The 22498-nt window shown below is 64.0% G+C and carries 24 protein-coding genes; 16 read left to right on the top strand and 8 right to left on the bottom strand.

The features are described from left to right. Position 1 precedes the first annotated feature (1 nt). The 8 genes from O9320_04220 to ubiE all read right to left on the bottom strand — a co-directional run bounded on the left by O9320_04220 (position 2) and on the right by ubiE (position 6417). Positions 2–472 carry a peptidylprolyl isomerase gene (locus O9320_04220; protein ID MCZ8310034.1) on the bottom strand — a complete coding sequence of 157 codons (471 nt, stop codon included), beginning with the start codon at positions 470–472 and terminating at the stop codon, positions 2–4. 55 nt (positions 473–527) lie between these two features. Next, the gene (locus O9320_04215) at positions 528–1070 is read right to left on the bottom strand and encodes a peptidylprolyl isomerase (protein MCZ8310033.1); all 543 of its coding nucleotides are present in this window, start codon (positions 1068–1070) and stop codon (positions 528–530) included. Positions 1071–1149: 79 nt separating this feature from the next. Next, positions 1150–1965, bottom strand: a complete 816-nt coding sequence (moeB, locus tag O9320_04210; GenBank protein ID MCZ8310032.1) for a molybdopterin-synthase adenylyltransferase MoeB — start codon at positions 1963–1965, stop codon at positions 1150–1152. A 7-nt stretch (positions 1966–1972) separates the two neighbouring features. Then, positions 1973–2404, bottom strand: coding sequence for an Rrf2 family transcriptional regulator (locus tag O9320_04205; GenBank protein MCZ8310031.1), 432 nt, complete (start codon positions 2402–2404; stop codon positions 1973–1975). Positions 2405–2419: 15 nt separating this feature from the next. Beyond that, a complete protein-coding gene (gene dut / locus O9320_04200; protein ID MCZ8310030.1) occupies positions 2420–2875 on the bottom strand; it encodes a dUTP diphosphatase in 456 nt (151 codons plus the stop codon). After that, positions 2872–4065, bottom strand: coding sequence for a bifunctional phosphopantothenoylcysteine decarboxylase/phosphopantothenate--cysteine ligase CoaBC (coaBC, locus tag O9320_04195; GenBank protein MCZ8310029.1), 1194 nt, complete (start codon positions 4063–4065; stop codon positions 2872–2874). The genes dut and coaBC overlap by 4 nt, the downstream gene beginning before the upstream one ends. 67 nt (positions 4066–4132) lie before the next feature. Then, complete coding sequence (gene ubiB, locus O9320_04190; GenBank protein MCZ8310028.1) at positions 4133–5671, bottom strand: 2-polyprenylphenol 6-hydroxylase; 1539 nt, start codon at positions 5669–5671, stop codon at positions 4133–4135. Further along, the gene (ubiE, locus tag O9320_04185) at positions 5671–6417 is read right to left on the bottom strand and encodes a bifunctional demethylmenaquinone methyltransferase/2-methoxy-6-polyprenyl-1,4-benzoquinol methylase UbiE (GenBank protein ID MCZ8310027.1); all 747 of its coding nucleotides are present in this window, start codon (positions 6415–6417) and stop codon (positions 5671–5673) included. Before ubiE ends, ubiB begins: the two co-directional genes overlap by 1 nt. A gap of 66 nt (positions 6418–6483) precedes the next feature. Between ubiE and mutM the strand changes: the two genes are divergently transcribed. The 16 genes from mutM (at position 6484) to O9320_04105 (ending at position 22488) form a co-directional block, all read left to right on the top strand. Then, entirely contained in the window at positions 6484–7314 is an 831-nt protein-coding gene (gene mutM, locus O9320_04180) for a bifunctional DNA-formamidopyrimidine glycosylase/DNA-(apurinic or apyrimidinic site) lyase (protein MCZ8310026.1), read from the top strand. 15 nt (positions 7315–7329) lie between these two features. Further along, entirely contained in the window at positions 7330–7683 is a 354-nt protein-coding gene (locus O9320_04175; GenBank protein ID MCZ8310025.1) for a hypothetical protein, read from the top strand. An 11-nt stretch (positions 7684–7694) separates the two neighbouring features. Next, on the top strand, positions 7695–8471 hold the full coding sequence (locus tag O9320_04170) for an enoyl-CoA hydratase (protein MCZ8310024.1): 777 nt from the start codon (positions 7695–7697) through the stop codon (positions 8469–8471). Positions 8472–8619: 148 nt separating this feature from the next. After that, entirely contained in the window at positions 8620–8886 is a 267-nt protein-coding gene (rpsT, locus tag O9320_04165) for a 30S ribosomal protein S20 (protein MCZ8310023.1), read from the top strand. A gap of 843 nt (positions 8887–9729) precedes the next feature. Next, a complete protein-coding gene (locus O9320_04160) occupies positions 9730–10215 on the top strand; it encodes a rhodanese-like domain-containing protein (protein MCZ8310022.1) in 486 nt (161 codons plus the stop codon). 5 nt (positions 10216–10220) lie between these two features. Further along, complete coding sequence (gene dnaA, locus O9320_04155; protein MCZ8310021.1) at positions 10221–11732, top strand: chromosomal replication initiator protein DnaA; 1512 nt, start codon at positions 10221–10223, stop codon at positions 11730–11732. 1 nt (position 11733) lies between these two features. Further along, positions 11734–12378, top strand: a complete 645-nt coding sequence (locus tag O9320_04150; GenBank protein MCZ8310020.1) for a pyrrolidone-carboxylate peptidase — start codon at positions 11734–11736, stop codon at positions 12376–12378. 118 nt (positions 12379–12496) lie between these two features. Next, a complete protein-coding gene (gene dnaN, locus O9320_04145) occupies positions 12497–13630 on the top strand; it encodes a DNA polymerase III subunit beta (protein ID MCZ8310019.1) in 1134 nt (377 codons plus the stop codon). A 1-nt stretch (position 13631) separates the two neighbouring features. Continuing rightward, a complete protein-coding gene (recF, locus tag O9320_04140) occupies positions 13632–14798 on the top strand; it encodes a DNA replication/repair protein RecF (GenBank protein ID MCZ8310018.1) in 1167 nt (388 codons plus the stop codon). Between the two features lie 21 nt (positions 14799–14819). Then, complete coding sequence (gyrB, locus tag O9320_04135; GenBank protein ID MCZ8310017.1) at positions 14820–17252, top strand: DNA topoisomerase (ATP-hydrolyzing) subunit B; 2433 nt, start codon at positions 14820–14822, stop codon at positions 17250–17252. A gap of 170 nt (positions 17253–17422) precedes the next feature. Next, entirely contained in the window at positions 17423–17635 is a 213-nt protein-coding gene (locus O9320_04130; protein MCZ8310016.1) for a hypothetical protein, read from the top strand. Positions 17636–17683: 48 nt separating this feature from the next. Continuing rightward, entirely contained in the window at positions 17684–17896 is a 213-nt protein-coding gene (locus O9320_04125; GenBank protein MCZ8310015.1) for a hypothetical protein, read from the top strand. A 69-nt stretch (positions 17897–17965) separates the two neighbouring features. After that, positions 17966–18400 carry a hypothetical protein gene (locus tag O9320_04120; GenBank protein ID MCZ8310014.1) on the top strand — a complete coding sequence of 145 codons (435 nt, stop codon included), beginning with the start codon at positions 17966–17968 and terminating at the stop codon, positions 18398–18400. Positions 18401–18615: 215 nt separating this feature from the next. Beyond that, positions 18616–19371, top strand: a complete 756-nt coding sequence (locus O9320_04115) for a response regulator (protein MCZ8310013.1) — start codon at positions 18616–18618, stop codon at positions 19369–19371. Continuing rightward, positions 19364–20728, top strand: coding sequence for an ATP-binding protein (locus O9320_04110; GenBank protein MCZ8310012.1), 1365 nt, complete (start codon positions 19364–19366; stop codon positions 20726–20728). Before O9320_04115 ends, O9320_04110 begins: the two co-directional genes overlap by 8 nt. Before the next feature lie 83 nt (positions 20729–20811). Then, the gene (locus O9320_04105) at positions 20812–22488 is read left to right on the top strand and encodes an efflux RND transporter periplasmic adaptor subunit (protein ID MCZ8310011.1); all 1677 of its coding nucleotides are present in this window, start codon (positions 20812–20814) and stop codon (positions 22486–22488) included. The last annotated feature ends 10 nt before the right edge of the window (positions 22489–22498 follow it).

Genomic DNA, 22498 nt, shown 5'->3' with positions numbered 1-22498 from the left:
TTTACTTCGCGGCGTCCGCCAGCGACATCTTGACGATCTTGTCGGGCTTCTTGGGCGGCTCGCCCTTGGCGATGCGGTCGACATGGTCCATGCCGTCCACGACCTTGCCCCATACCGTGTATTGGCCGTTCAGGAAATGGCCCTCGTCGAGCATGATGAAAAACTGGCTGTCGGCCGAGTTTGGGTTCTGCGAACGCGCTGCCCCGACCACGCCGCGGTCGAAGGGAGCTTTCGAGAATTCGGCGCGCAGATTGCCTTTGTCCGAGCCGCCCATGCCGGTCCCGGTGGGATCGCCCGTTTGGGCCATGAAGCCGTCGATCACGCGATGGAACACGATGCCGTCGTAGAAACCTTCGCCGGCGAGTTCGCGGATGCGCGCGCAATGGCCCGGGGCGAGGTCCGGACGCAGTTCGATCGTCACACGCCCCCATTCCAGATCGAGATAGAGCGTGTTCGCAAGATCGGCCGTCATGGTCGTGGTCCTTTTTTTTGAGGCGTGGTTTTCGAGAGGTGTCGCTGCTGGAAAATCAGTTGGGTGCGTCGGCGGCGACCTGCACGCGCAGCATACGGTCGGGCCGTGCGGGCGGTTCGCCGCGGCGGATGCGGTCGACATGTTCCATGCCGGAGATCACCTGGCCCCACACGGTGTACTGGCCGTCGAGGCTCGAAGCGCGCGCGAACATGATGAAAAACTGGCTGTCGGCCGAATTGGGGCTCTGCGAGCGCGCGGCTCCCACGACGCCGCGCTCGAAGGGCACGCGGCTGAACTCGGCATTGACGTTGCCGCGACCCGAGCCACCGCGCCCCGTGCCCGTGGGATCGCCCGTTTGCGCCATGAAGCCTTCGATCACGCGATGGAAAACCTGGCCGTCGTAGAATTTGGCGCGCGCCAGCTCCTTCACCCGCTCGACATGGCGGGGTGCAATATCGGGGCGCAGGCGGATCACGACGCGCCCGTAGTCGAGATCGATATAGAGGAGATTTTCGCGGTCGGCGGGCGCTTGCGCCTGGACGGGTGCGCCGAATGCGACGAGAAGAAACGCGATGACGAGAAAACGGAAAACGCGCATGGCCGAAGACCCGAGTTTGGGGGGGGAGGACAAAAGCGGCGCGATTATCGGGGCAGGCGGTGGGCAAGAGCAAGTGCGCTTATGGTGCGGGCGGCAGAATCGTAGGCCGGGTTCCGCACAGCGCACAGGCAGGATCGCGCGGGACGGCGATCTTGCGGAAATTGGTGTCGAGCGCATCGTAGATCAGCAGCCGCCCGGCAAGGCTCGTGCCCAATCCCAGCAACTCTTTGAGAACTTCGGTTGCCTGCAGCGTGCCGATCACGCCCGCAACCGCACCCAGAATGCCCGCCTCTTCGCAGCGCGGAACGAGGTCGGCAGGCGGCTGGGTGGGGAACAGGCAGCGATAGCAGGCCGTTTCGCCCGCATATGCTTTGTAGGTCGAAAGCTGGCCCTCGAAGCGCAGCAAGGCGCCGGCCACGAGCGTCTTGCGCGCGAAAAAGCAGGCATCGTGCACGAGATAGCGCGTGGCGAAATTGTCCGACCCGTCGACCACGAGATCGTAGCCGCGCACGAGCGCGTCGACGTTGCTTTTGTCGAGCCGCGTGCGGTGGATTTCGATCGCAATGTCGGCGTCGAGGCGCTTCAGCGTGTCGGCCGCACTCTCGACCTTGGCGCGTCCGATATCGGCGGTACCGTGCAGGATCTGGCGCTGTAGGTTCGTGGCATCCACCACGTCGAAATCGACGAGGCCGAGCGTGCCCACGCCGGCCGCCGCGAGATAGAGGGCGACGGGCGAGCCGAGGCCGCCCGCACCCACGATCAGCACGCGGGCGGCGAGAAGCTTGGCTTGGCCTTCCTCGCCGACCTCGTCGAGGATCAGATGGCGCGCATAGCGCGTGAATTGCGCGTCGCTGAGCTCCTTGAAGGCGCCCGCCGATCCATTCGCCGAGTCCATCGCTGCTTTACGTCTCCGCCTCGACGCCCTGCGACTTGGCGCGCTCGATGAGATCGGCGAGCGACAAGGCTTCAAGGGCTGCGATCTGGCGGGCCTGCAGATCCTGCCAGATCGGCCGCACGATGCGATGGCCGAGGGCCGAGGCCGGTGCGCCGATCAGCGGATCGGGGGTGGCTTCGATGGTGCGCACGATGCGCACGATGTCGGCGACCGAAATGGCGCTCGCTTCCTTGGCAAGGCGATAGCCGCCCTTGGGGCCGCGCTGGCCGATCAGCATGCCGTCGCGCACCAGCGCTTGCAGCACCTGTTCGAGATAGCGTTTCGGAATGCCTTGGCGGCGCGTGATGGCGGCGGCCTGCACGGGACGCGCCTTCGCGTTGTAGGCGATGTCGAGCACGGCTTCGAGGCCGAACAGCAGTTTTTTGGTCAGGCGAAGCATGGCGGTTTGAGGTTCCTATGTTCCTGTCGAGCCGAAGCCGCCTTCGGCGCGCACCGTGGGGGGGAGAGACGCGCATTCGACGAAATGCGCTTGGGCGACGGCGGCGATCACCAGCTGGGCGATGCGCATGCCGCGTTCGAGGCGAATGACGGCTTCGCCATGATTGATGAGCAAGGCACCGATCTCGCCGCGATAGTCGGCATCGACCGTGCCCGGCGAATTGAGGATCGTGAGCCCGTGTTTGAGGGCAAGGCCTGAGCGCGGGCGCACTTGCGCCTCGAACCCGTGCGGCAAGGCGATCGATATACCTGTCGGGATCAGCTTGAATTGGCGCGGCGCCAGATCGACCGGTTTGTCGATCGCAGCCAATAGATCGAGGCCGGCGGCCCCCGCCGTCGCGTAGCTCGGCACCGGCAGGTCGGCTGCATGCGGAAGCCGCACAAGTGGGATTTTGACGGGCGCTGCGGTCATGCGAGCGCCTTGGCGATGCGCGCGGCCAAGCGGGCTGCGACGTCTTTTTTGGACATCGGCGCCCAGGTTTCCGTGCCGGCCGCATCGAGGATATGCACCGTGTTGGCGTCGCCGCCGAATGTGCCCGTTTCGGGCGAGACATCGTTGGCAACGATCCAGTCGCAGCCTTTGCGCACGCGCTTGGCGGCGGCGTGGGCGAGCAAATCGTCGGTCTCGGCGGCAAACCCGACCACGAGGCGCGGGCGCGCCACGTTCTGCGCAAGGGTCGCCAGAATGTCGGGGTTCTCGGCGAGTGCCAAAGCCTGCGGGGCCGAGCCGTCTTTCTTGAGCTTGGCGGCGGCCGCATGAGCCGGGCGCCAATCGGCGACGGCAGCCGCACACACGGCAATGTCGGCGGGCAGCGCGGCCAAACTTGCGGCCAGCATCTCTTGCGCGGTTTCGATATGAACCACGCGGCAGCCCGGCGGATCGGCGAGGCGCGTGGGCCCGCTCACGAGCGTGGTCTCAGCCCCCAAGCTCGCAAGGGCGGCAGCGATCGCATGGCCCTGTTTGCCCGACGAGCGGTTGGCGATGTAGCGCACGGGATCGATGGGCTCGTAGGTGGGGCCGCTGGTGACAAGAGCCCGCTTGCCGGCGAGCGGCGCGTACGCCGCCAGATGCTGGGCGATGGCAGCGACGAGGGCGGCCGGTTCGCGCATGCGGCCAAGGCCGATCTCGCCCTCGGCCAATTCGCCGGCGTCGGGGCCGAGGATGGCAACACCGCGTGCGGCCAGCTTCGCGACGTTTTCTTGCGTGGCGGCGTTGCCCCACATCACATGGTTCATGGCGGGGGCCACGAAAATCGGTCGGTCGGTTGCGAGCAGCACCGTGCTGGCAAGATCGTTGGCGAGCCCCAACGCCATCTTGGCCAGAAGATCGGCTGTCGCGGGTGCGACCAGCACCAGATCGCATTCGCGGGCAAGGCGGATATGGCCGATCTCGTGCTCGGCCGTGAGGTCGAACAGATCGTCGTAGACGCGTTCGTGCGACAGCGTGCCGACCGACAGGGGTGTGACGAACTGCTTGGCCGCCGGGGTGAGCACGCAGCGCACCGATGCCAGGCCTTCGCGCAGGCGGCGAATGAGATCGAGCGACTTATAGGCGGCGATCCCGCCGCCGATGATCAGAAGGACGCGTTTGCCGGCAAGCATGCTGATTTACCCAAAAGCAAGGGGGTAAATCTAACCACAAACTACACTGCGTGCAACAGGGAATCGCTCAATGGAAAAGCCAGACCGCCAACCCGCCGAAAACCAAACCCGCCACGAGCCAGGGCCAGTGCGGGGCTTGGCGCCCGGCGCCGAAGGCGGCCAGCGTGTCGGGATGCAGGCGCACGCCGCCGCCGGCGATCTGGGCTGCCGCGCGGTCGAGATTGGCGACGAGGCCGGGCAGGTCTTCAAGGCGCGCCAGCAACGCTTCGCTGCCGAAGCCAAGCCGCGCCAAAGGCCCGCGATTGGCAAGCATCCAGTCTTCGATGAGGGGGCGGGCGAGCGTCCACATATTGATGTGTGGATCGAGGGCGCGGCCCACGCCCTCGCAGACCAGCATGCTCTTTTGCAGGAGCAGCAATTGCGGCTGGGTTTCCATCTGGAACTGCTCGGTCACTTCGAACAATTGGGCGAGCAGGCGCGCGAGCGAAATCTCTTCGAGCGGCAGGCCCAGGATAGGCTCGGCGATGGCGCGCGCTGCTTGCGCAAACGCGCCGATATCCTGCGAGGCGGGCACGAATCCGGCGCGGAAATGCACCTCGGCGACCTGCCGGTAATTCTGGTTGAGGAAACCCGCCAGCATGTCGGCCAGCACGATGCGCGTCGGCCGGTCGATGCGGCCCATGATGCCGAAATCGACCGCGACCAAAGCGCCGTCGGCCGCCACGAACATGTTGCCGGGATGCATGTCGGCATGGAAATAGCCGTCGCGGAAAACCTGGCGGAAAAAGGCGCGTGCGGCCTTGGCGACGATTTCTTGCGGATCGTGGCCCGCCTCGATCAGTTTTTCACGCTCGTCGATGGGGATGCCGATCACGCGCTCGGTCGTCAGCACGCGCTTGGCGGTGCGCGTCCAATCGACTTTGGGCACGCGGAATTCGGCGTCGTCTTTGAAATTCTGCGCAAGCTCGTCGCAGGCGGCCGCCTCCAGGCGCAGATCCATCTCGAGCCGCACGGTCTGCGCCAAGGTCTCGACCACCGCCTGCGGCTTCAAGCGCCGCAGGCTCGGCGCAAAGCGCTCGGCAAGCCTTGCGAACCACGCGAGCAGATCGACGTCGCGCGCAAATGCTGCTTCCACACCCGGGCGCAAGACCTTGACCGCGACTTCGCGCCCGTCCAGCGCCACCGCAAAATGCACCTGCGCGATCGAGGCGGCGGCGATCGCGGTGCGGTCGATCGAGGTGTAGAGCTCGGCCAACGGGCGGCCGAACTCGCGTTCAAGCGTGGCTTCGATTTCGGCGAAGGGAAATGGCGGCACTTGGTCTTGCAGGTTGGTGAGATCGCCCGCGACCGCTTCGCCAACGAGATCGGCGCGCGTGGACAGCACCTGACCCAATTTGACGAAGCCGGGCCCGAGCTCGGCCAAAGCGAGTGCGAGGCGCTGGCCCGGGCGCTGCGGCAAATCGCGCCGCCGCAGCCGTGCGGCCAAGCGGGCGGCCATCGGCGAAAGCTCCGGCAGGCGCAACGCCTCGAACGCGTCGTAGGCGACGAGCGTGCGCGCGATCTTTGCGATGCGCACCAAACGGCCGGGCAGATTGAAGCCCAGCATCAGGTGCGCCAGCCCCAATGGATCGCGGCGATGCCGCCCGAAAGATTGCGATAGCCGGTCTGGCCGAATTTGGCCTCGCCCAGCATTGCAAGCAGCCGATCCTGGCTTGGAAAGCGGCGAATGCTTTCGGCGAGATAGCGATAAGAATCGCCGTCGCCGGCAATCCATTGGCCCAGGCGCGGCAGCACATTGAAGGAATAGGCGTCGTAAAGCTGGTCGAGCACGGGGACGGCGACCTGGCTGAATTCGAGACAGAAAAAGCGCCCGCCGGGTTTCAGCACGCGGCGAATTTCGGAAAGCGCTTTGGCGGGCTCGGTAACGTTGCGCAGACCGAACGCGATCGTGATCGCATCGCGCGAGGCGGAGGGGAAAGGCAGCGCCATCGCATCGCCCGCAACCCACAGCGGGCCGTCGGTCACGCCCTTGTCGGCAGCACGTTTGCGGCCCTGCTGGAGCATCTGCGCATTGTAGTCGCACACGGTTACGTCGGCGCCGGCCTCGCCCAGCGCAAACGCGATGTCGCCAGTCCCGCCGGCAAGATCGATGAATTTTTCGCGCGTGCGCGGGGCCACTTGGTGCACAAACGCCTGTTTCCACAGCCGGTGCACGCCCAGCGACATCACGTCGTTCATAAGGTCGTAGCGCCCGGCGACGGAATCGAAAACCTCGCGCACCAAGCCCGCTTTGGCGGTCTTGGGCACCTCGCGGAAGCCGAAATGGGTCGTTTCGTCAGAAGCTTGGGTCATTTGCGGGGCGCACCATAGCAAGCCGCACTGGAAATTGGGAGAACAGTTGGGCAGGGTGGCAGGATCATGCCCGAACTGCCCGAAGTCGAAACCGTGGTGCGCGGCCTGCGCCCGCACCTGCAAGGGCAGCGCCTCGCACGCGTGGTCTTGCGCCGCGCGGACATACGCACGCCCATTGCCCCCGACTTTGTGCAGCGCGTGGTGGGGGCGGTGGTGCAGAGCGTCGAGCGCCGCGCTAAATGGATTGTGCTCGGCCTCGATCGCGGCACAAGCGTGCTTGTGCATCTCGGCATGTCGGGGCGGCTTGTGCTGCTCCCCGGCGATGCCCCGGCGCCAGGTCCGCACGACCATGTCGATTTCGTCACCGATGCCGGTGCCACGATCCGCTTCACCGATCCGCGCCGCTTCGGCGTGGTCGACGCACTCGACACGGCGGATCTTGCCGCCGACAAGCGCTTTGCCGAACTCGGCCCCGAGCCGCTCGATGCGGCGTTCGATGCGGCCAGCCTCGAACAAGCGCTTTCCCACACCAAGAGCCCGCTGAAGTCGGCCTTGCTCGACCAACGCAATGTGGCTGGTCTCGGAAATATATATGTGTGCGAGGCACTGTTCCGGGCGGGCTTGAGCCCACTTCGCAAAGCCTCGACCGTAAAGGGGCCCCGCGCGGTTGCTTTGTGCGCTGCCATCAAGGCCACGCTCGAGGACGCGATCAAAGCCGGCGGCTCGTCGGCGCGCGACTACGTGCAAGCCTCGGGCGAGCTTGGCTGGTTCCAGCATCAATGGCGCGTCTACGACCGCGAGGGCCAGCCGTGCCCGGGTTGCGATTGCGGCAAAAGCGTCAAGCGCATCGTGCAGTCCGGGCGCTCGACTTTCTATTGTCCCAAGCGCCAGCGCTGACGTATGAAAGACGCCATGCGCATGCTTGCCACGCTGGTGCTCGGGTTGCTGCTGCTGGCTGTGCCGGTGGCCGCGCAAAGCTTCGTGGACGGCATCGACGATCTGCCGCTAATGCCGGGCCTGGCGCAAACCGGCGACTCAAGCGTGTTCGACAGTCCGCAAGGGCGCGTGGTCGAGGCGCTCGCCGAAGGCCGCGTGCCGGCGGGGGCCGTCGCGACGTTCTATGCGCGCACGTTGCTCGAACTCGGCTGGCGACGCGCGACGACGGGCAACGTATTCGTGCGCGAGGGCGAGAAACTCGCGATCGACGCCGACCCGCCCGACGCGCGCGGCACCGTCAAGGTCCGCTTTTTTCTGACACCCGAATGAGGATTGCGCCGATGGCCTACGAAAACATCCTGGTCGAAACCAAGGGCAAGGTCGGCTTTGTCACGCTGAACCGGCCCAAGGCGCTGAACGCGCTGTGTGCTGCCCTGATCGCCGAACTGGGCTTGGCGCTCGACGCGTTCGAAGCCGATCCCAATATCGGCTGCATCGTGCTGACCGGCTCTGAGCGCGCCTTTGCCGCCGGGGCCGACATCAAGGAGATGGCGACGTCGTCCTACATGGACGTTTATCTCGCCGACTTCATCACCAAGGGCTGGGAGCGGGTCACGACCTGCCGCAAGCCGATCGTGGCGGCGGTGGCTGGCTTTGCACTCGGCGGCGGCTGCGAGCTTGCCATGATGTGCGACTTTATCATTGCTGCCGACACAGCCAAATTCGGCCAGCCCGAAATCACGATCGGCACGATCCCGGGGGCTGGCGGCAGCCAGCGCCTGACGCGTTTTGTGGGCAAATCCAAGGCGATGGAGATGTGCCTCACCGGCCGCATGATGGATGCGGCCGAGGCCGAGCGCGCGGGCCTTGTTAGCCGCGTGGTACCTGCGGCCGACCTCCTCGCTGAGGCCGCCAAGACGGCTGAAAAGATCGCGGGCCTGTCGCAGCCCATCGTCATGATGGCCAAAGAAGCGGTCAACCGCGCCTACGAGACCACGCTTGCCGAGGGCATCAAATTCGAGCGGCGCGTGTTCCACGCGACCTTCGCGACGGAAGACCAAAAAGAAGGCATGGCCGCCTTTGTCGAAAAGCGCCCGCCGGTCTGGAAAAACCGCTGATCGGCCGGGGTTGACGCCCCCTGCCCGGGGGGGCTATAACGCGCGACCTTTTTGGGCGGTCCCGGCGGCTGCCGCGAAGACCCCTTTGAACGAAATGCAGACCTGTCGGTGATCGACAGACCTGCCGCAACCGAAAGATCGAAAGACCATGGCGAATACGAAGTCCGCAAAGAAGGCCGCGCGCCAGACGCTGCGCCGCACGGAAGTTAACCGCACGCGCATCAGCCGCATGCGCACCTACGTGACGAAGGTCGAAGAAGCGATCGCCTCGGGCGACAAGGCTGCGGCCGCTGCAGCCCTCAAGGCCGCACAGCCGATTTTGATGCGCACCGCCAAGGTCGGCATCGTGCACAAGAATACCGTGTCGCGCAAAATCTCGCGGCTGTCGGCGCGTATCAAGGCGATCAAGGCCTGACGCTTCGAGATCCGCCTCGCTCGCAATTCCTTGCGCGCGAAAATCTTCCAGACGACAAAGCGCCGTCTTCGAAACCTCGAAGACGGCGCTTGATTTTTTGGGCAACAGCTTCGCGGATGCGCAAACGCCGTCCGCAAAGTTGCCGCTCCGCACGCGCATCGTCGTGCAAGTCATTGAATCTCCGCGTGCGAAAGCGCGTCTGAAGTTTTCTCCATTCTTCGCAAATAAAATTTCAAAACTTCCACGCGTCGTATCCGTGCCACATGCGATGCGATTCGCTTGTTCGCACAACGGACCTGTTGCTTGCGGCCAAGCGCCGTGTTTTATTTTGCGTCTTCGTGACGCCGCGAATGCGCGTAGTCGAGTGCTTCGCAGCGCGAACGAAATGCCGATCGAGTTTTGCGCCCCCTCGGCAAGGGCGCGCGAGGAAAGCAGGACGGGACGATGGGTTGCATGTACGAAAATTCGTCACGTTTCGCTCTCGCCAAAAAGCCGCGCGCATCGGCCGCGCTCAACCACAAAAAGTCTGAACGCCAACAGACGCAACGACAGGGGTCTTTTCCCGTGAACAACTCCGATGCGCTTGTCGCCCGCCGTCGCTCGTATTTCGATCGCCGCCTGATCGCCTATCGCGCGCGAACGCGCCGCTCAGCCTTCAGCTGACGCGGGTCAAGCGGGGGAACGTCATACGTTCCCCATTGCGCGCGAAGCTGCCGAGCCTTTCGGCCCGGAGCCTTCTGCAGCGCGCAAACATGACTGGCACACGAGAGAGATCCCGAGCACGCGGTTTACATTCTGCGTGAACGACAAGCGGGCGACGAGACGACAGAACGGTTGGGTACGATGGGCGATACGGCGAAATCAGCAGAGCAGGCCGCAGGCGACGGCCACGAGTTGGGCTATTCGGGCGATCTGTCGCCGCGCGAAGCGTGGGACATGCTGGCGCGCGAGAAGAACGCCGTTTTGATCGACGTTCGCAGCCGTGCGGAATGGACGTTCGTGGGCGTGGCCAGCCTCGCCGCGCTCGGCAAGGCGCCGCTCTACGTTTCGTGGCAGAACTATTCGACGAGTTTGGACGGCCGCGCCCAGATGGTACCCAATCCGCAGTTCGCGGCCGCGATCGCGAGTGCGGTCGAAAAAGACGCGCCGGCGATTTTCCTGTGCCGCTCCGGCGGACGCTCGAAATCGGCCGCGATCGCGATGACGTCGAACGGGTTCACCCGCGCCTACAATCTTGCGGGCGGCTTCGAGGGCGACCGCGATGCGGCCGGCCATCGCGGCCAGTCGGGCGGCTGGAAAGCCGCCGGCCTCGCCTGGACGCAGGAGTAGCCGCCATGCGTCCGCAAGATTTCGGCCCCTCCTTGGAAGCCCAATGGGTGCGCGTGCGCGCCCGTCTCAAGGGCGAGTTCGGCGAAGCCGCCTACAAAAGCTGGTTGAAGCCGCTGACGCTGATCGGCATCGATGACGGCGTCGCTCGCATCGCAGTGCCCACGCGCTTCATGCAGGATTGGGTGCGCCAGCACTACGCCGACCGCATCAAGACCTTGTGGCGCGCGGAAAACAAAATGGTGCGCACGGTCGAGATCCTGGTCCAGGCCGCCGCCGGCAACCAAGCACCCGCACCGGTCCAGGCCACCGGTACGGCGCAGCGCCCGACCGCGTCGGCCGCGTCCCGCAATGTCTATGGCAGTGCCAACACGTCGGCGAGCGCCAACGGCCAGGCGGCGAACCGCATGGCCGCCTCGCCGCAGGCCGCCAATGCTTCGGCGCAGACGGCCCTGCAGACCGCGATGATCGGCCGCACGCAGGACGACGTCGAAAGTTTCGGCGCACCTCTTGACCCGCGCTTCACCTTCGAAACTTTCGTGCAAGGCAAGTCGAACGAGTTCGCCGCTGCAGCCGCCCGCCGCGTGGCCGACGAGGGCAAGGTGCCGTTCAACCCGCTGTTCCTCTATGGCGGCGTGGGTCTCGGCAAGACGCACCTCATGCATGCGATGGCCTGGCACATCCGCAAGCGCAATCCGCAGCGCCGCGTGGTGTATCTGTCGGCCGAAAAATTCATGTACCAGTTCATCCGCGCGATGCGCTTCAAGGACACGATGTCCTTCAAGGAGCAGTTCCGCTCGGTCGATGTGCTGCTCGTGGACGACGTGCAGTTTATCTCCGGCAAGGACGCCACGCAGGAAGAATTCTTCCACACCTTCAACGCGCTCGTGGACCAGAACAAGCAGATCGTGCTGTCGGCCGACAAGAGCCCGGCCGATCTCGAAGGTCTCGAAGACCGCGTGCGTTCGCGCCTCGGTTGGGGGCTTGTGGCCGACATCCATCCCACAACCTACGAGCTGCGCTTGGGCATTCTGCAGTCGAAGGCCGAGAAGCTCGGCACGCCGATGCCGCCCAAGGTGCTCGAGTTTCTTGCGCACAAGATCGTGGCAAACGTGCGCGAACTCGAGGGTGCGCTCAACCGCATCGTCGCGCACTCCACGCTCGTGGGCCGGCCCATCGGTCTCGAGAGTGCGCAAGAAGTGCTGCACGATCTGCTGCGCGCCTCCGATCGCCGCGTGACGATCGAGGAGATCCAGAAGAAGGTTGCCGAGCATTTTGCGATTCGCCTCGCCGACATGCACTCGCCGCGCCGGGCCCGCCAAGTCGCCCGCCCGCGCCAGGTCGCGATGTATCTGGCCAAGCAATTGACCAGCCGCTCGCTGCCCGAGATCGGCCGCAAATTCGGCGGTCGCGACCATACGACCGTGATGCATGCGGTGCGCAAGATCGACGAGCTGCGTGCGGCCGACGCGGCGTTCAGCGAAGACGTCGAATTGCTGCGGCGCATGCTGGAGGCCTGAATTGGCCGCGCGTGTCCCGCGCTTGCTGCTGACCGGGTTCGAGGCGTTTGGGCCGCACCGCACCAACCCGACCGAAAGCCTCGCTAAGCGCCTTGACGGCGACTGGGTCGGCGATGCGCGCGTGGTCGGGCGCGTGCTGCCGGTTTCGATCGGCAAGATCGAAACCGCCCTCGAGGCACTCCTCGAAGAGGTCCAGCCAGCCGCGATCCTGGCCCTGGGGCTTGCGGGCGGCGAAAGCTGCATCCGGCTCGAGCGCACGGCGCAAAACGCGCTCAAATTTCCATTTCCGGACAATGACGGCAAGAGCCCGACCGGCAAGATCCTGCGCGGCGGGCCTGCCGCGCGCAGCGGCAGCCTGCCCTATCCTGCGATCCTCAAGCGCCTGCTGGCGGCGGGCATTCCGGCGCGCCTGTCGGACGATGCCGGGCGCTATCTGTGCAATGCCGTTTTCTACCATCTCGTGGGGCGCGCCGAAGTCCGTCCGTGCGGCTTCGTGCATGTGCCGGCCACACCTGAAATGGTCGCCGACGCCCTGCGCCGCGGCACGCTTGCGGGGCCGGAAAAAGCCGCCTCGATGGGCTTGCGTCTGCAGCTTGCGGCGATCCGCATCGCACTGGCGGAGCTTGCGCGCAAAGCCCTGAAATAGCAGCTTTTCGCGGCCTCCCTCGGCAATTGCGGGGCTTTTGTCGGCATACGGTTCTGCTATACTCAGGCGCTGAAAAATCGATTCGCGCGACAACCCTTTTGCCGAGATTGTTCCCGCTATGAAAATCACGATCGAGCGCGCCGCTTTGCTGAAGGCGCTGGGCCATGTCCAGAGCGTCGTCGAACGCCGCAACACGATCCCGATTCTGTCGAACGTGCTGCTCGAAGCCTCGGCGGCCAAGGGCGGTGCGGGCAAGCTCGCGCTGACGGCAACCGACATGGACGTGGCTTTCGTCGAAACCGTGGCGGCCGAAATTGCCAAGCCGGGTTCCGCGACCGTGCAGGCGCACACGCTCTACGAAATCGTGCGCAAGCTGCCCGAAGGGGCCCAGGTCGGGCTCGAATGGTCGGCCGAAAAGGGCCAGGTCGCGTTGCGCGCCGGTCGCTCGAGCTTCGGCCTTGCCGCGTTGCCGGCCGACGATTTCCCGAAAATGGCGGCGGGCGAATTGCCGCACGCGTTCGAGATCGGGGCAGGCGACCTCAAGACGCTAATCGACAAGACGCGCTTTGCGATCTCGACCGAAGAGACGCGCTACTATCTCAACGGCATCTATCTGCATGCGGCCAGTTCGAACGGCGTCAAGGTGCTGCGCGCAGTCGCGACCGACGGCCATCGCCTGGCGCGCATCGAAATGCCGTTGCCCGAAGGGGCCGAAAACATCCCCGGCGTTATCCTGCCACGCAAGACCGTGATGGAACTGCGCAAGCTCATCGACGAGGCGCAAGGGGCGGTGCAGGTTACGCTGTCCGACACGCGCGTACGCTTTGCTTTCGGCGAGGCCGTGCTCGTATCGAAGCTCATCGACGGCGCCTTCCCTGACTACGAGCGCGTGATCCCGTCGGGCAACGACAAGGCGATGGAAGTCGATCGGCGTCTGTTCGCCGCTGCGGTCGACCGCGTGGCGACGATCTCGACCGAGAAGTCGCGTGCGGTGAAACTGGCGCTGTCGAAGAATCTGCTGACCTTGACCGCCAACAGCCCCGATGCGGGTACTGCCAGCGAAGAAATCGAAATCGCCTACCAGGGCGCAGCACTCGAGATCGGCTTCAACGCGCGCTATCTGCTCGATATTGCCGAGCAGCTCGAGGGCGAGAACGCGGCGTTCAAGATGGCCGATGCGGCCTCGCCCACGATCCTCGGCGATTCGGCCGATGCGAGTGCCCTCTACGTCCTCATGCCGATGCGCGTTTGATGTGACGGCGGCACCCGCCCGCATCGTGGCTTTTCCGGCGCAGGCCGGGCTTTCGCGTGCGTCCTTGGCCGTCACGCGGCTCGATCTCGTCGCGTTTCGAAGCTACCGCGAACTGCATCTGCAGGTCCCGGCTGGCCCCGTGGCCCTTGTGGGGCCGAATGGGGCCGGCAAAACCAATCTGCTCGAAGCCTTGTCGTTTCTTGCCCCCGGCAAGGGATTGCGTCGGGCGCGCGGGCGCGAGGTCGAGTGCCACGGTTCGCAAAACCCGTGGGCGGTTTCGGCCGAGCTTGTCACGCAAGGCGACACGGTTCGTATCGGCACAGGGCGCGGCGACGGCGAAAAACGCGTCGTGCGCGTGGACGGCAAGCCGATGCGCGGGCAGGCGGGCTTGGCCGCACACCTTGCCGTCGTGTGGCTCACGCCCGAGATGGACCGGCTGTTTGCCGAAGGGGCGGGGGCGCGCCGCCGCTTTCTCGACCGGCTCGCCTATGCGTTCGATCCCGAACACGCCACGCAAGTCGCCTCCTACGAGCACGCGTTGCGCGAGCGCGCCCGTCTGCTGGCCGACGGCAGCGCCGACAGCGATTGGCTCGCAGCCCTCGAAGATTCGCTGGCGCGCCACGGTGTCGCCATCGCGATCGCGCGTGCCCAGCTCGTGGCGCGGCTCGACCGTGCGGCGTGTGCCAATGTGGGCCCGTTCCCCACGCCGTCTTTGGGGCTTGCCGGCGAAATCGAAACGCTGTGCGCAACCATGCCCGCTTTGGCGCTCGAAGATTTCGCGCGTGCGCGCCTGGCTTCCGACCGCGCGCGCGACGCGCAGAGCGGCACCACCGCCTTCGGCCCGCATCGCGGCGATCTGGCCGTTACTTGGCGCGAGAAGAATGCGCCCGCTGCCCAGCTTTCGACGGGCGAGCAGAAGGCGCTGCTCGTCTCGCTTGTGCTTGCGCATGCGCGCGAGCTGGCCGCCGAGCACGGGGCTCCGCCCTTGCTGCTGCTCGACGAAATCGCCGCCCATCTCGATCCCGCCCGCCGCACCCATCTGTTCGACGAACTGCTCGCTCTGGGCGCGCAGTTCTGGGCGAGCGGTGCGGATCCCGAAGCTTTTGCCCCGCTCGCCGGACGCGCGCATCTGCTGCGCGTCGAGGCGGGCGGCATTGTTGCTGCCTGAAAGACTGCGAGACACGCGAAAATGACCGAACCCGCCAAGAACATCGAAGACGCTTCCGCCGCCTACGGCGCCGATTCCATCAAAGTGCTGCGCGGCCTCGATGCCGTGCGCAAGCGCCCGGGCATGTATATCGGCGATACCGACGACGGAACGGGCCTTCACCACATGGTCTACGAGGTGGTCGACAACGCGATCGACGAAGCGCTGGCGGGCTGGTGCGATTCGATCGGCGTCACGCTCAATGCAGACGGCTCGGTCACGGTGCGCGACAACGGGCGCGGCATCCCGACCGACATCCACACGGAAGAAGGCGTGTCGGCGGCCGAAGTCATCATGACGCAGCTGCATGCGGGCGGCAAATTCGACCAGAACTCCTACAAGGTTTCGGGCGGTCTGCACGGCGTGGGCGTGTCGGTCGTGAACGCGCTGTCGCAGGTGCTTACCCTTCGCATCTGGCGCGGCGGCAAGGCCTATGCGATGGAGTTCCGCCACGGCGTGGCCGTGGCTCCGCTCGCCGAAACGGGGCCGGCCGGTGCTGAACGCGGCACGGAAGTCACGTTCCTGCCGTCGGTTGAAACCTTCACCAAGACCGTGTTCGATTTCGACACGCTCGAGCATCGCTTGCGCGAGTTGGCGTTCCTCAATTCCGGCGTGCGGCTCGTGCTGTCGGATGCGCGCGGCGTCGAGCCCAAGCGCGTCGAGCTGCACTACGAAGGCGGCATCGAGGCGTTCGTGCGCTATCTCGACCGCTCGAAACAGGCGATCCACGCGCCCGTCACGATGAAGGGCGAGAAGGACGGCATCACTGTCGAAGTGGCGATGGAATGGACCGACGCCTACCACGAGACGATGCTGTGCTTCACCAACAACATCCCGCAGAAGGACGGCGGCACGCATCTGGCGGGCTTCCGCGGTGCGCTCACGCGCACCATCGCGCGCGTGGCGGGCGAGAATGCGGGCAAGAAGGAAAAAGTCTCTCTGACCGGCGACGATGCGCGCGAGGGGCTCACCTGCGTGCTGTCGGTCAAAGTGCCCGACCCCAAATTCTCGTCGCAAACCAAGGACAAGCTCGTCTCCTCCGAAGTGCGGCCCGTCGTCGAGCAGATCTGCAACGACAAGCTCACGCAATGGTTCGACGAGCACCCTGCCGACGCCAAGCGCATCGTGCAGAAGATCGTCGAGGCCGCGACCGCGCGCGAGGCCGCCCGCAAGGCGCGCGAACTCACGCGCCGCAAGGGCGCGCTCGACATGGCGTCGCTGCCCGGCAAGCTTGCCGACTGCCAGGAGCGCGACCCGGCCAAGTCCGAGCTGTTCATCGTCGAGGGCGATTCCGCCGGCGGCTCGGCGAAGCAGGGGCGCAACCGCGCCTACCAGGCGATCCTGCCGATCAAAGGCAAAATCCTCAACGTGGAGCGCGCACGGCTCGACAAGATGCTGTCTTCGGCCGAAATCGGCACGCTCGTCACCGCGATCGGGACGGGCATCGGCACCGAGGAATTCGACGTCGCCAAGGCGCGCTACCACAAGATCGTCATCATGACCGACGCCGACGTGGACGGCAGCCATATCCGCACGCTTCTGCTGACATTCTTCTATCGCCAGATGCGCGACCTCATCGAGAAGGGCTACGTCTATATCGCCCAACCGCCGCTCTACAAGGTCAAGAAGGGTTCGTCCGAGGTCTATCTCAAGGACGAGCGCGCGATGGAAGACCATCTGATCGCGGGCGGCATCGAAGGCATGACCTTGACCGGGGCCGACGGTGCGATGCGCGCCGGCCCCGATCTGCGTGCGGCGGTCGAACGCGCGCGCGCGGCCAAATCGATGATCCTGGCCCTTGCGCGCCGTGTGGGCTCGCGCGATGCGGTCGAGCAGGCTGCGATCCTGGGCGCCCTCGATCCGAGCTTCCTCGCCGATGCGAACCAGGCCCAGCAGATCGCCGACGTAATCGCGAAGCGTCTCAACGTGCTGGCACCGGAAACCGAGCGAGGCTGGGTCGGCAGTGCGAAGGACGGCGCTTTGCATTTCGAGCGCAAGCTGCGCGGCGAAACCGACCGCGCTTCGATCGACGCCGTCACGATCAATTCGATCGAAGCCCGCCGACTTGTCGAGATGGCGGCCGAATTGCAGTCGCTCTACGCCAAACGCGCGCGCCTCGAAACCAAAGACCGCAGCGCGGTCGACGTCGTCGGGCCGATCAAGCTCATCGACACGGTGCTGGAGGCGGGCAAAAAAGGCCTCACCTTCCAGCGCTACAAGGGTCTTGGCGAAATGAATCCCGAGCAGCTTTGGCAGACGACGCTCGACCCTCAGGCGCGCCATCTCCTGCAGGTAAAAGTCGCCGACACGGCCGACGCCGACGGCGTGTTCACCACATTGATGGGCGACGTCGTCGAGCCGCGTCGCGACTTCATTGTCGAGAACGCGCTCAAAGTGGCCAATCTCGACGTGTGAGAGGCTCTAGGATCTCAGAAAGTTTGAGACTAGAAAGTGGCTCAAAACGGCGATGCTACGCGCTTTTTCAGTCTCAAACTTTCGGAAAAACTAGAGCTCTTTAGCTTGGCAAGTCCGTAATCGACGACTTATCTCCAATACGAATTATCAAATCACAAGAGGGGATCCAAATGAAGAAGATAGCAATCGCAGCCGTCGCAGCGGCAATCTTCCTCTCGCTCGGTTCTGCCGGCGCGCAGCAGCCAGCCAAGCCCGAGCGCGACAACAAGAGCGGCGAGGTCCGCGGCAGGGAGCGCGCAGACCAGGTCAAGCAACTGAACGACCAGAGATCCCCGAAAGGCGACGCCAAGAAGAGTCAGGGCAAGGCGGATAAGAAGCCGTAGCCGCACCGTCGTGCGTATCCAGACGAGCCTCGGGTGCAACGAAAAACCATGAATATCGCCAAAATTTCAGAGGCTTTATCCGATCCGGCGAAGGGCAGAAAAAGCGGTTCGGAATTTCTGAAGTTGCGATCGGGGCGAACGCCGCTTGCCGCGGCTTTCCAGACCGAGAGCGACTTGCCCACGACGTTACCATTCACTGTTGGAATGCAAAGCCGCTCTGAAAACTCGGCAGCTTGGAATATTCGTTTCAACGAATTCTGAGGCGGCTCAGACATACAAACGGCGCATTTCCCAGTCACGTTCATCGACCCCACGACAGCGGAGGGCTCGATGCTGAAATCGGTCGCAGCAGTGTTTCTGGCGGGCTTGCTTGTTTCGGGTACCGCCTTGGCCGATCCGCCCGGCCGCAACAAGAGCCGCTCCGGGCCCGGAGATGAAGCCGGCGCTTCGATCAGCATCCGCATCGGCGATTCAGATCGCGAAACCATTCGGGCCTACTACGGAAGCGAATTCAGCAGCGGGCGATGCCCGCCGGGGCTTTCTAAGAAGAACAATGGCTGCATGCCGCCCGGCCAGGCGAAGAAGTGGGTGATGGGACGGCGTCTGCCCGGCGACGTAATCTATCACGGTCTGCCGGCAGGCCTTAGCGCCCGACTGAACATTCCGAGCGGTTCCCAATATGTGCGAGTCGGTGCCGACATCCTTTTGATTGCGGCCGGGACCGGTCTCATCCTCGATGCTATCGAGGATCTGAGCCGGCAATGATCAGACGGCGAGCCGCATTGGTACCTGTCGACTACATGGTTATGCTGTTCTCGGACGAAGGATACCCACCGACGTTCGCTTCTGCACGCCGGAGGAAAGTTGAACCAGACCTGTGATAAGGTCGATCAGATTGCTCGGAGGTTACTTTGGGAAAGTTTGTCAATTTAATCGAACCCATCGCGCGGTCGAGGCAGAACGTTTTTGCGGGTTGAATGATGAGTCGGGATATCGTTCGAGAAGCGCAGACCAACAAGGGACCATTGCCCCTGTCGTTCGAAGTTCTTGTCGTCGATGATGACGGCGAAACGCTTTCCCTCGTCGCCAAATTTCTTCGCACGAACGGATTTCGGGTTCATACAGCGCGCAGCGGCCCGGAAATGAACGAGGCTCTTAAACATACAGCTGTCGATTTGATCGTTCTGGATCTGATGTTGCCCGGGCGGAGTGGCCTCGATCTGTGCCGCGATCTGCGTCGGACATCTTCGATTCCCGTCATCATGTTGACGGCAAAGGGCGAGGAAACCGACCGCATCATCGGGCTTGAAGTCGGTGCAGACGATTACTTGCCGAAGCCATTCAATCCACGCGAACTGCTCGCCCGGATAAACGCCGTCTTGCGGCGCATGCGGCCCCAGGATCAGCAACCTTTCGAGCGAGGCGGACGGGCGATGCAATTCGCGGGCTGGCGCCTCGACACCCTAAAGCGCGAGCTGACAGATCCCCGCGGCGTCGTCGTCGACTTGTCGACTGGCGAATACGACCTCTTGCTCGCGTTTTTGGAAGCGCCTCAGCGCGTTCTCACGCGGGAGTTCCTGCTCGATGCGGCCCGAAACCGATCGATCGACGCATTCGACCGATCCATCGATGTTCAGGTCAGCCGCCTTCGGCGCAAGCTCAACGGCGTCGAAGATCTCATCAAGACGGTCCGGGGAGCAGGCTATCTTTTTGCAGCGGACGTGATCCGTGGGTGAAGGACGAGCGGACGGGATCATTGGTCTCTGGCGGCGCTTTGACAGTCTTGCACTGCGCACAGCGATAGTTGTGTTGGTCGGCATTGGCGTCGTGCACCTTGCGAGCCTCTGGACGTACCAGAACTCCCTGACGCGCGAATTGGATCTGGCAAACGAAGCCCGATTGGCCGACCAACTCCTCGCGATCAAACGGGCGGTAATGAGGGCGCCCGAGCGCGAACGGGAGCCGATCGCCCATGATATGTCCGGGGGGCCGATAGAAGCGCATTGGAGCCGTACCGAGCACGCAATCGCGGGTGGGCCTGGGGCTGGCCAGTGGGAGGCTTTGGGGCGGCGTCTTCGGGAGGTCGCCCCGGAAATCGCAGAAGACGGCCTTGTGATCGGGGCGAACCGGCGCGCCGTCGACGATCCTCATCTCGCCCTTTTTTCGATCCGGCTGCCGGATCAGTCATGGATCAACGTTAGCCTTGTGGCCTGGAACCCGCGGGTGCCTGTCGTGCATGGGACGCTTCTGTCCACGACGTTGATGGCGATAGGCGCGATCATCGTCTCGGTGCTGCTGGTCCGTTGGCTCACGCGACCGCTGACGGGCTTTTCTGCTGCATCTAAAGAACTCTACAGAAGCAAGGTCGCTGTCCTCGTGCCGGAAGACGGGCCGCGCGAGGTCCGAGCACTCGCGGTCGCCTTCAACGAAATGCAGCGCCGCATCGGCAGACTGATTGATGATCGTACCCAGGCGCTGGCGGCTGTCTCGCATGATCTCAAGACGCCGATCACACGGCTGCGTTTCAGGATCGAGGACGTTGCGGAGCAAGAAACGCGGGCAGCAATTGCGGCTGACCTCGATGAGATGGAAAGGATGCTTGACCAGACGCTTGCCTATCTGCGCGGTGATCGAGCCGACGAGGAAATCAAGCAAATCGACATCGTCGCAATCCTTAAAACGATTATGGACGACGCGACCGATCGCGGGCGTTCCGTCACGCTTGAAGGCGCCGCCAACGTCAGCGTTTCCGGCAGACGTCTCGCATTGAAGCGCGCATTCGGCAATCTAGTCGACAACGCGATCAAGTATGGCCGCCTCGCACAAGTAGTTGTCGAGGATCGACCCAAGACCGTCGTCGTCAGCATCCGAGATAGGGGGCCAGGCATCGCGCCGGATGATGTTAAGCGTGCCCTTGCGCCTTTTGTCCGCCTCGAACCATCACGCAATCAGGAAACCGGCGGGTTCGGACTTGGCCTCACGATCGCGCATACGATTATCGAGGGACATGGTGGCACCGTGACGTTCGAAAATCACGTTGATGGCGGGCTGGTCGCTTCTGTCAGTCTCCCCAAGGCGCAGCCCTCGGCCTGAAATAATCGGTTACAGAGCCGAAATCATTTCTGGCAGAGCGTTCACTACGGTCATTGTCGGACCATTTCATCGACAGGGCCGATATGATCTCCAAATCCTTGAATAAACTGTTTTTTCTGTTGGTGTCGGCGATGCTTTTCGGCGCGTTGCCAACTGCGGCTCACGAAGGGCATGACCACGGCGCGCCGCCGCCGCCGGTGTCTTTGACGATTGCGCCGCGCGCAGACGCGTCGTCGGCGGATTTCGAGTTGGTCGCTATTGCACGTGGCCCAAATCTGAGAATCTATCTCGACACATTTCGAGGCAACGAGCCCATCCACGATGCCGAGATCGAACTAGACGGCCCGGCTGGGACGATCAAGGCGTCGGCGACGCCGGATGGCGCCTATATGGTCGACGCGCCGTGGCTGGCTCGGCCCGGCAGTTACGATATCGCATTCACTGTCCAAGCCAAGGATACAATCGAGGTTCTCACGGCTACGCTTGCCATTCCCGAGCCTCCGGCACGCCAGGGGGCAAGTGGCGGTCTGTTGAATGCAATCTTTGGGGGCCTGTGGGCAGAGGTCATCCAGACACGGCTTGCAAACAGAGACGCCAGCCTTTGGATAGTCGGCGGTCTGGCATTTGTTGCGGGTCTCGTTGTGGCCGCAATGTTCCGCCGACTGTCGCGCAAGACGGCCATGGTTGCGCTTGCGGCACTGATCCTTATGAATGCAACGCCTTCCGACGCTGCCGAGCCATCGACTTCCGTTCCCGCGATCGCAGAGCGGGATGTGGCACAGCGATTTGCCGACGGCGCAATCTTTGTTCCGAAAACGACCCAGCGCATTCTCGCCATCAGGACCGTCTTCACGGAGGTTCGGACATTTTCGGGAACTGTGGAACTCCCTGGGCGCGTCATTTCAGACCCGAACGCAGCGGGCTATGTCCAGGCATCCGTGGCCGGACGGCTTGCTCCCCCGCCGGGCGGCTTCCCCCGGCTTGGAACTCGCGTTACGGCCGGTGACGTTCTTGCCCTAGTTCAACCGGCCGTCGGGGCCGCAGACGTCACCAGCCAACAGCAGCAGTCGCGGGAACTCGACCAGCAGATCTCTATTGTGGAGCGCCGTCTCGAGCGGTTTCGGCAACTCCAGAGTGTAATTGCCCGATCTCAGCTCGAAGATGCGGAGTTAGAACTGCAAGGGCTACGCGCGCGGCGAGCCAATCTCGAGCGGGCTCAGCGGCAAGCCGAGAGGCTAGTCGCCCCGGTTTCGGGAGTCATTGCGGCTGTTCAGGCGATCGCGGGTCAAATCGCCGAACCGAACGCGATCATCTTCCAGATCGTCGATCCTTCGCGTTTCTGGGTGGAGGCGTTGAGTTTCGAAGTTCATGCCATCAACGGGTCAGCAAACGGGCGCTTGGGGGATGGACGTACCTTGCCGCTCTCTTACCGCGGTTCGGGGCTGGCTGAGCGCAATCAGGCGATCCCGATCCAGTTCAGCGTGGAGGGGGCGGTAGGCGGCCTTCGAGCCGGCCAACTGCTGACCGTTCTCGCATCCACCAGCGATGAACGGACGGGCATAGCGGTTCCGCGCCCCAGCGTCATTCGAGGCCCGAACGGCCAATCGATCGTCTACGAGCACACGAACGCCGAACGCTTCTTGCCGCGCGAGGTGCGGTTCGAATCGCTTGACGGAAGTCGATTGCTGATCGTCTCGGGGATCGAAGCCGGCAAACGCATCGTCACACAAGGTGCCGAGCTCCTGAACCAGATTCGTTGAGGCGCAGGCG

The organism is Magnetospirillum sp. (genome assembly GCA_027532905.1).
In the GTDB taxonomy this organism is placed as follows: Bacteria; Pseudomonadota; Alphaproteobacteria; order CACIAM-22H2; family CACIAM-22H2; genus Tagaea.
The sequence above is the reverse complement of the archived record's forward strand: the minus strand, read 5'-3'. Positions and strand labels throughout refer to the sequence as shown.

Bases quoted from the DNA above. Each gene is read 5' to 3' on its own strand.
- rpsT (MCZ8310023.1), top strand. From the start codon at position 8,620: ATGGCGAATACGAAGTCCGCAAAGAAGGCCGCGCGCCAGACGCTGCGC.
- O9320_04125 (MCZ8310015.1), top strand. From the start codon at position 17,684: ATGAATATCGCCAAAATTTCAGAGGCTTTATCCGATCCGGCGAAGGGC.
- dut (MCZ8310030.1), bottom strand. From the start codon at position 2,875: ATGACCGCAGCGCCCGTCAAAATCCCACTTGTGCGGCTTCCGCATGCA.
- O9320_04205 (MCZ8310031.1), bottom strand. From the start codon at position 2,404: ATGCTTCGCCTGACCAAAAAACTGCTGTTCGGCCTCGAAGCCGTGCTC.
- mutM (MCZ8310026.1), top strand. From the start codon at position 6,484: ATGCCCGAACTGCCCGAAGTCGAAACCGTGGTGCGCGGCCTGCGCCCG.
- dnaA (MCZ8310021.1), top strand. From the start codon at position 10,221: ATGCGTCCGCAAGATTTCGGCCCCTCCTTGGAAGCCCAATGGGTGCGC.
- ubiE (MCZ8310027.1), bottom strand. From the start codon at position 6,417: ATGACCCAAGCTTCTGACGAAACGACCCATTTCGGCTTCCGCGAGGTG.
- dnaN (MCZ8310019.1), top strand. From the start codon at position 12,497: ATGAAAATCACGATCGAGCGCGCCGCTTTGCTGAAGGCGCTGGGCCAT.
- gyrB (MCZ8310017.1), top strand. From the start codon at position 14,820: ATGACCGAACCCGCCAAGAACATCGAAGACGCTTCCGCCGCCTACGGC.
- ubiB (MCZ8310028.1), bottom strand. From the start codon at position 5,671: ATGCTGGGCTTCAATCTGCCCGGCCGTTTGGTGCGCATCGCAAAGATC.
- O9320_04120 (MCZ8310014.1), top strand. From the start codon at position 17,966: ATGCTGAAATCGGTCGCAGCAGTGTTTCTGGCGGGCTTGCTTGTTTCG.
- O9320_04160 (MCZ8310022.1), top strand. From the start codon at position 9,730: ATGGGCGATACGGCGAAATCAGCAGAGCAGGCCGCAGGCGACGGCCAC.
- O9320_04130 (MCZ8310016.1), top strand. From the start codon at position 17,423: ATGAAGAAGATAGCAATCGCAGCCGTCGCAGCGGCAATCTTCCTCTCG.
- O9320_04215 (MCZ8310033.1), bottom strand. From the start codon at position 1,070: ATGCGCGTTTTCCGTTTTCTCGTCATCGCGTTTCTTCTCGTCGCATTC.
- O9320_04115 (MCZ8310013.1), top strand. From the start codon at position 18,616: ATGAGTCGGGATATCGTTCGAGAAGCGCAGACCAACAAGGGACCATTG.
- O9320_04170 (MCZ8310024.1), top strand. From the start codon at position 7,695: ATGGCCTACGAAAACATCCTGGTCGAAACCAAGGGCAAGGTCGGCTTT.
- O9320_04220 (MCZ8310034.1), bottom strand. From the start codon at position 472: ATGACGGCCGATCTTGCGAACACGCTCTATCTCGATCTGGAATGGGGG.
- O9320_04105 (MCZ8310011.1), top strand. From the start codon at position 20,812: ATGATCTCCAAATCCTTGAATAAACTGTTTTTTCTGTTGGTGTCGGCG.
- O9320_04175 (MCZ8310025.1), top strand. From the start codon at position 7,330: ATGCGCATGCTTGCCACGCTGGTGCTCGGGTTGCTGCTGCTGGCTGTG.
- moeB (MCZ8310032.1), bottom strand. From the start codon at position 1,965: ATGGACTCGGCGAATGGATCGGCGGGCGCCTTCAAGGAGCTCAGCGAC.
- coaBC (MCZ8310029.1), bottom strand. From the start codon at position 4,065: ATGCTTGCCGGCAAACGCGTCCTTCTGATCATCGGCGGCGGGATCGCC.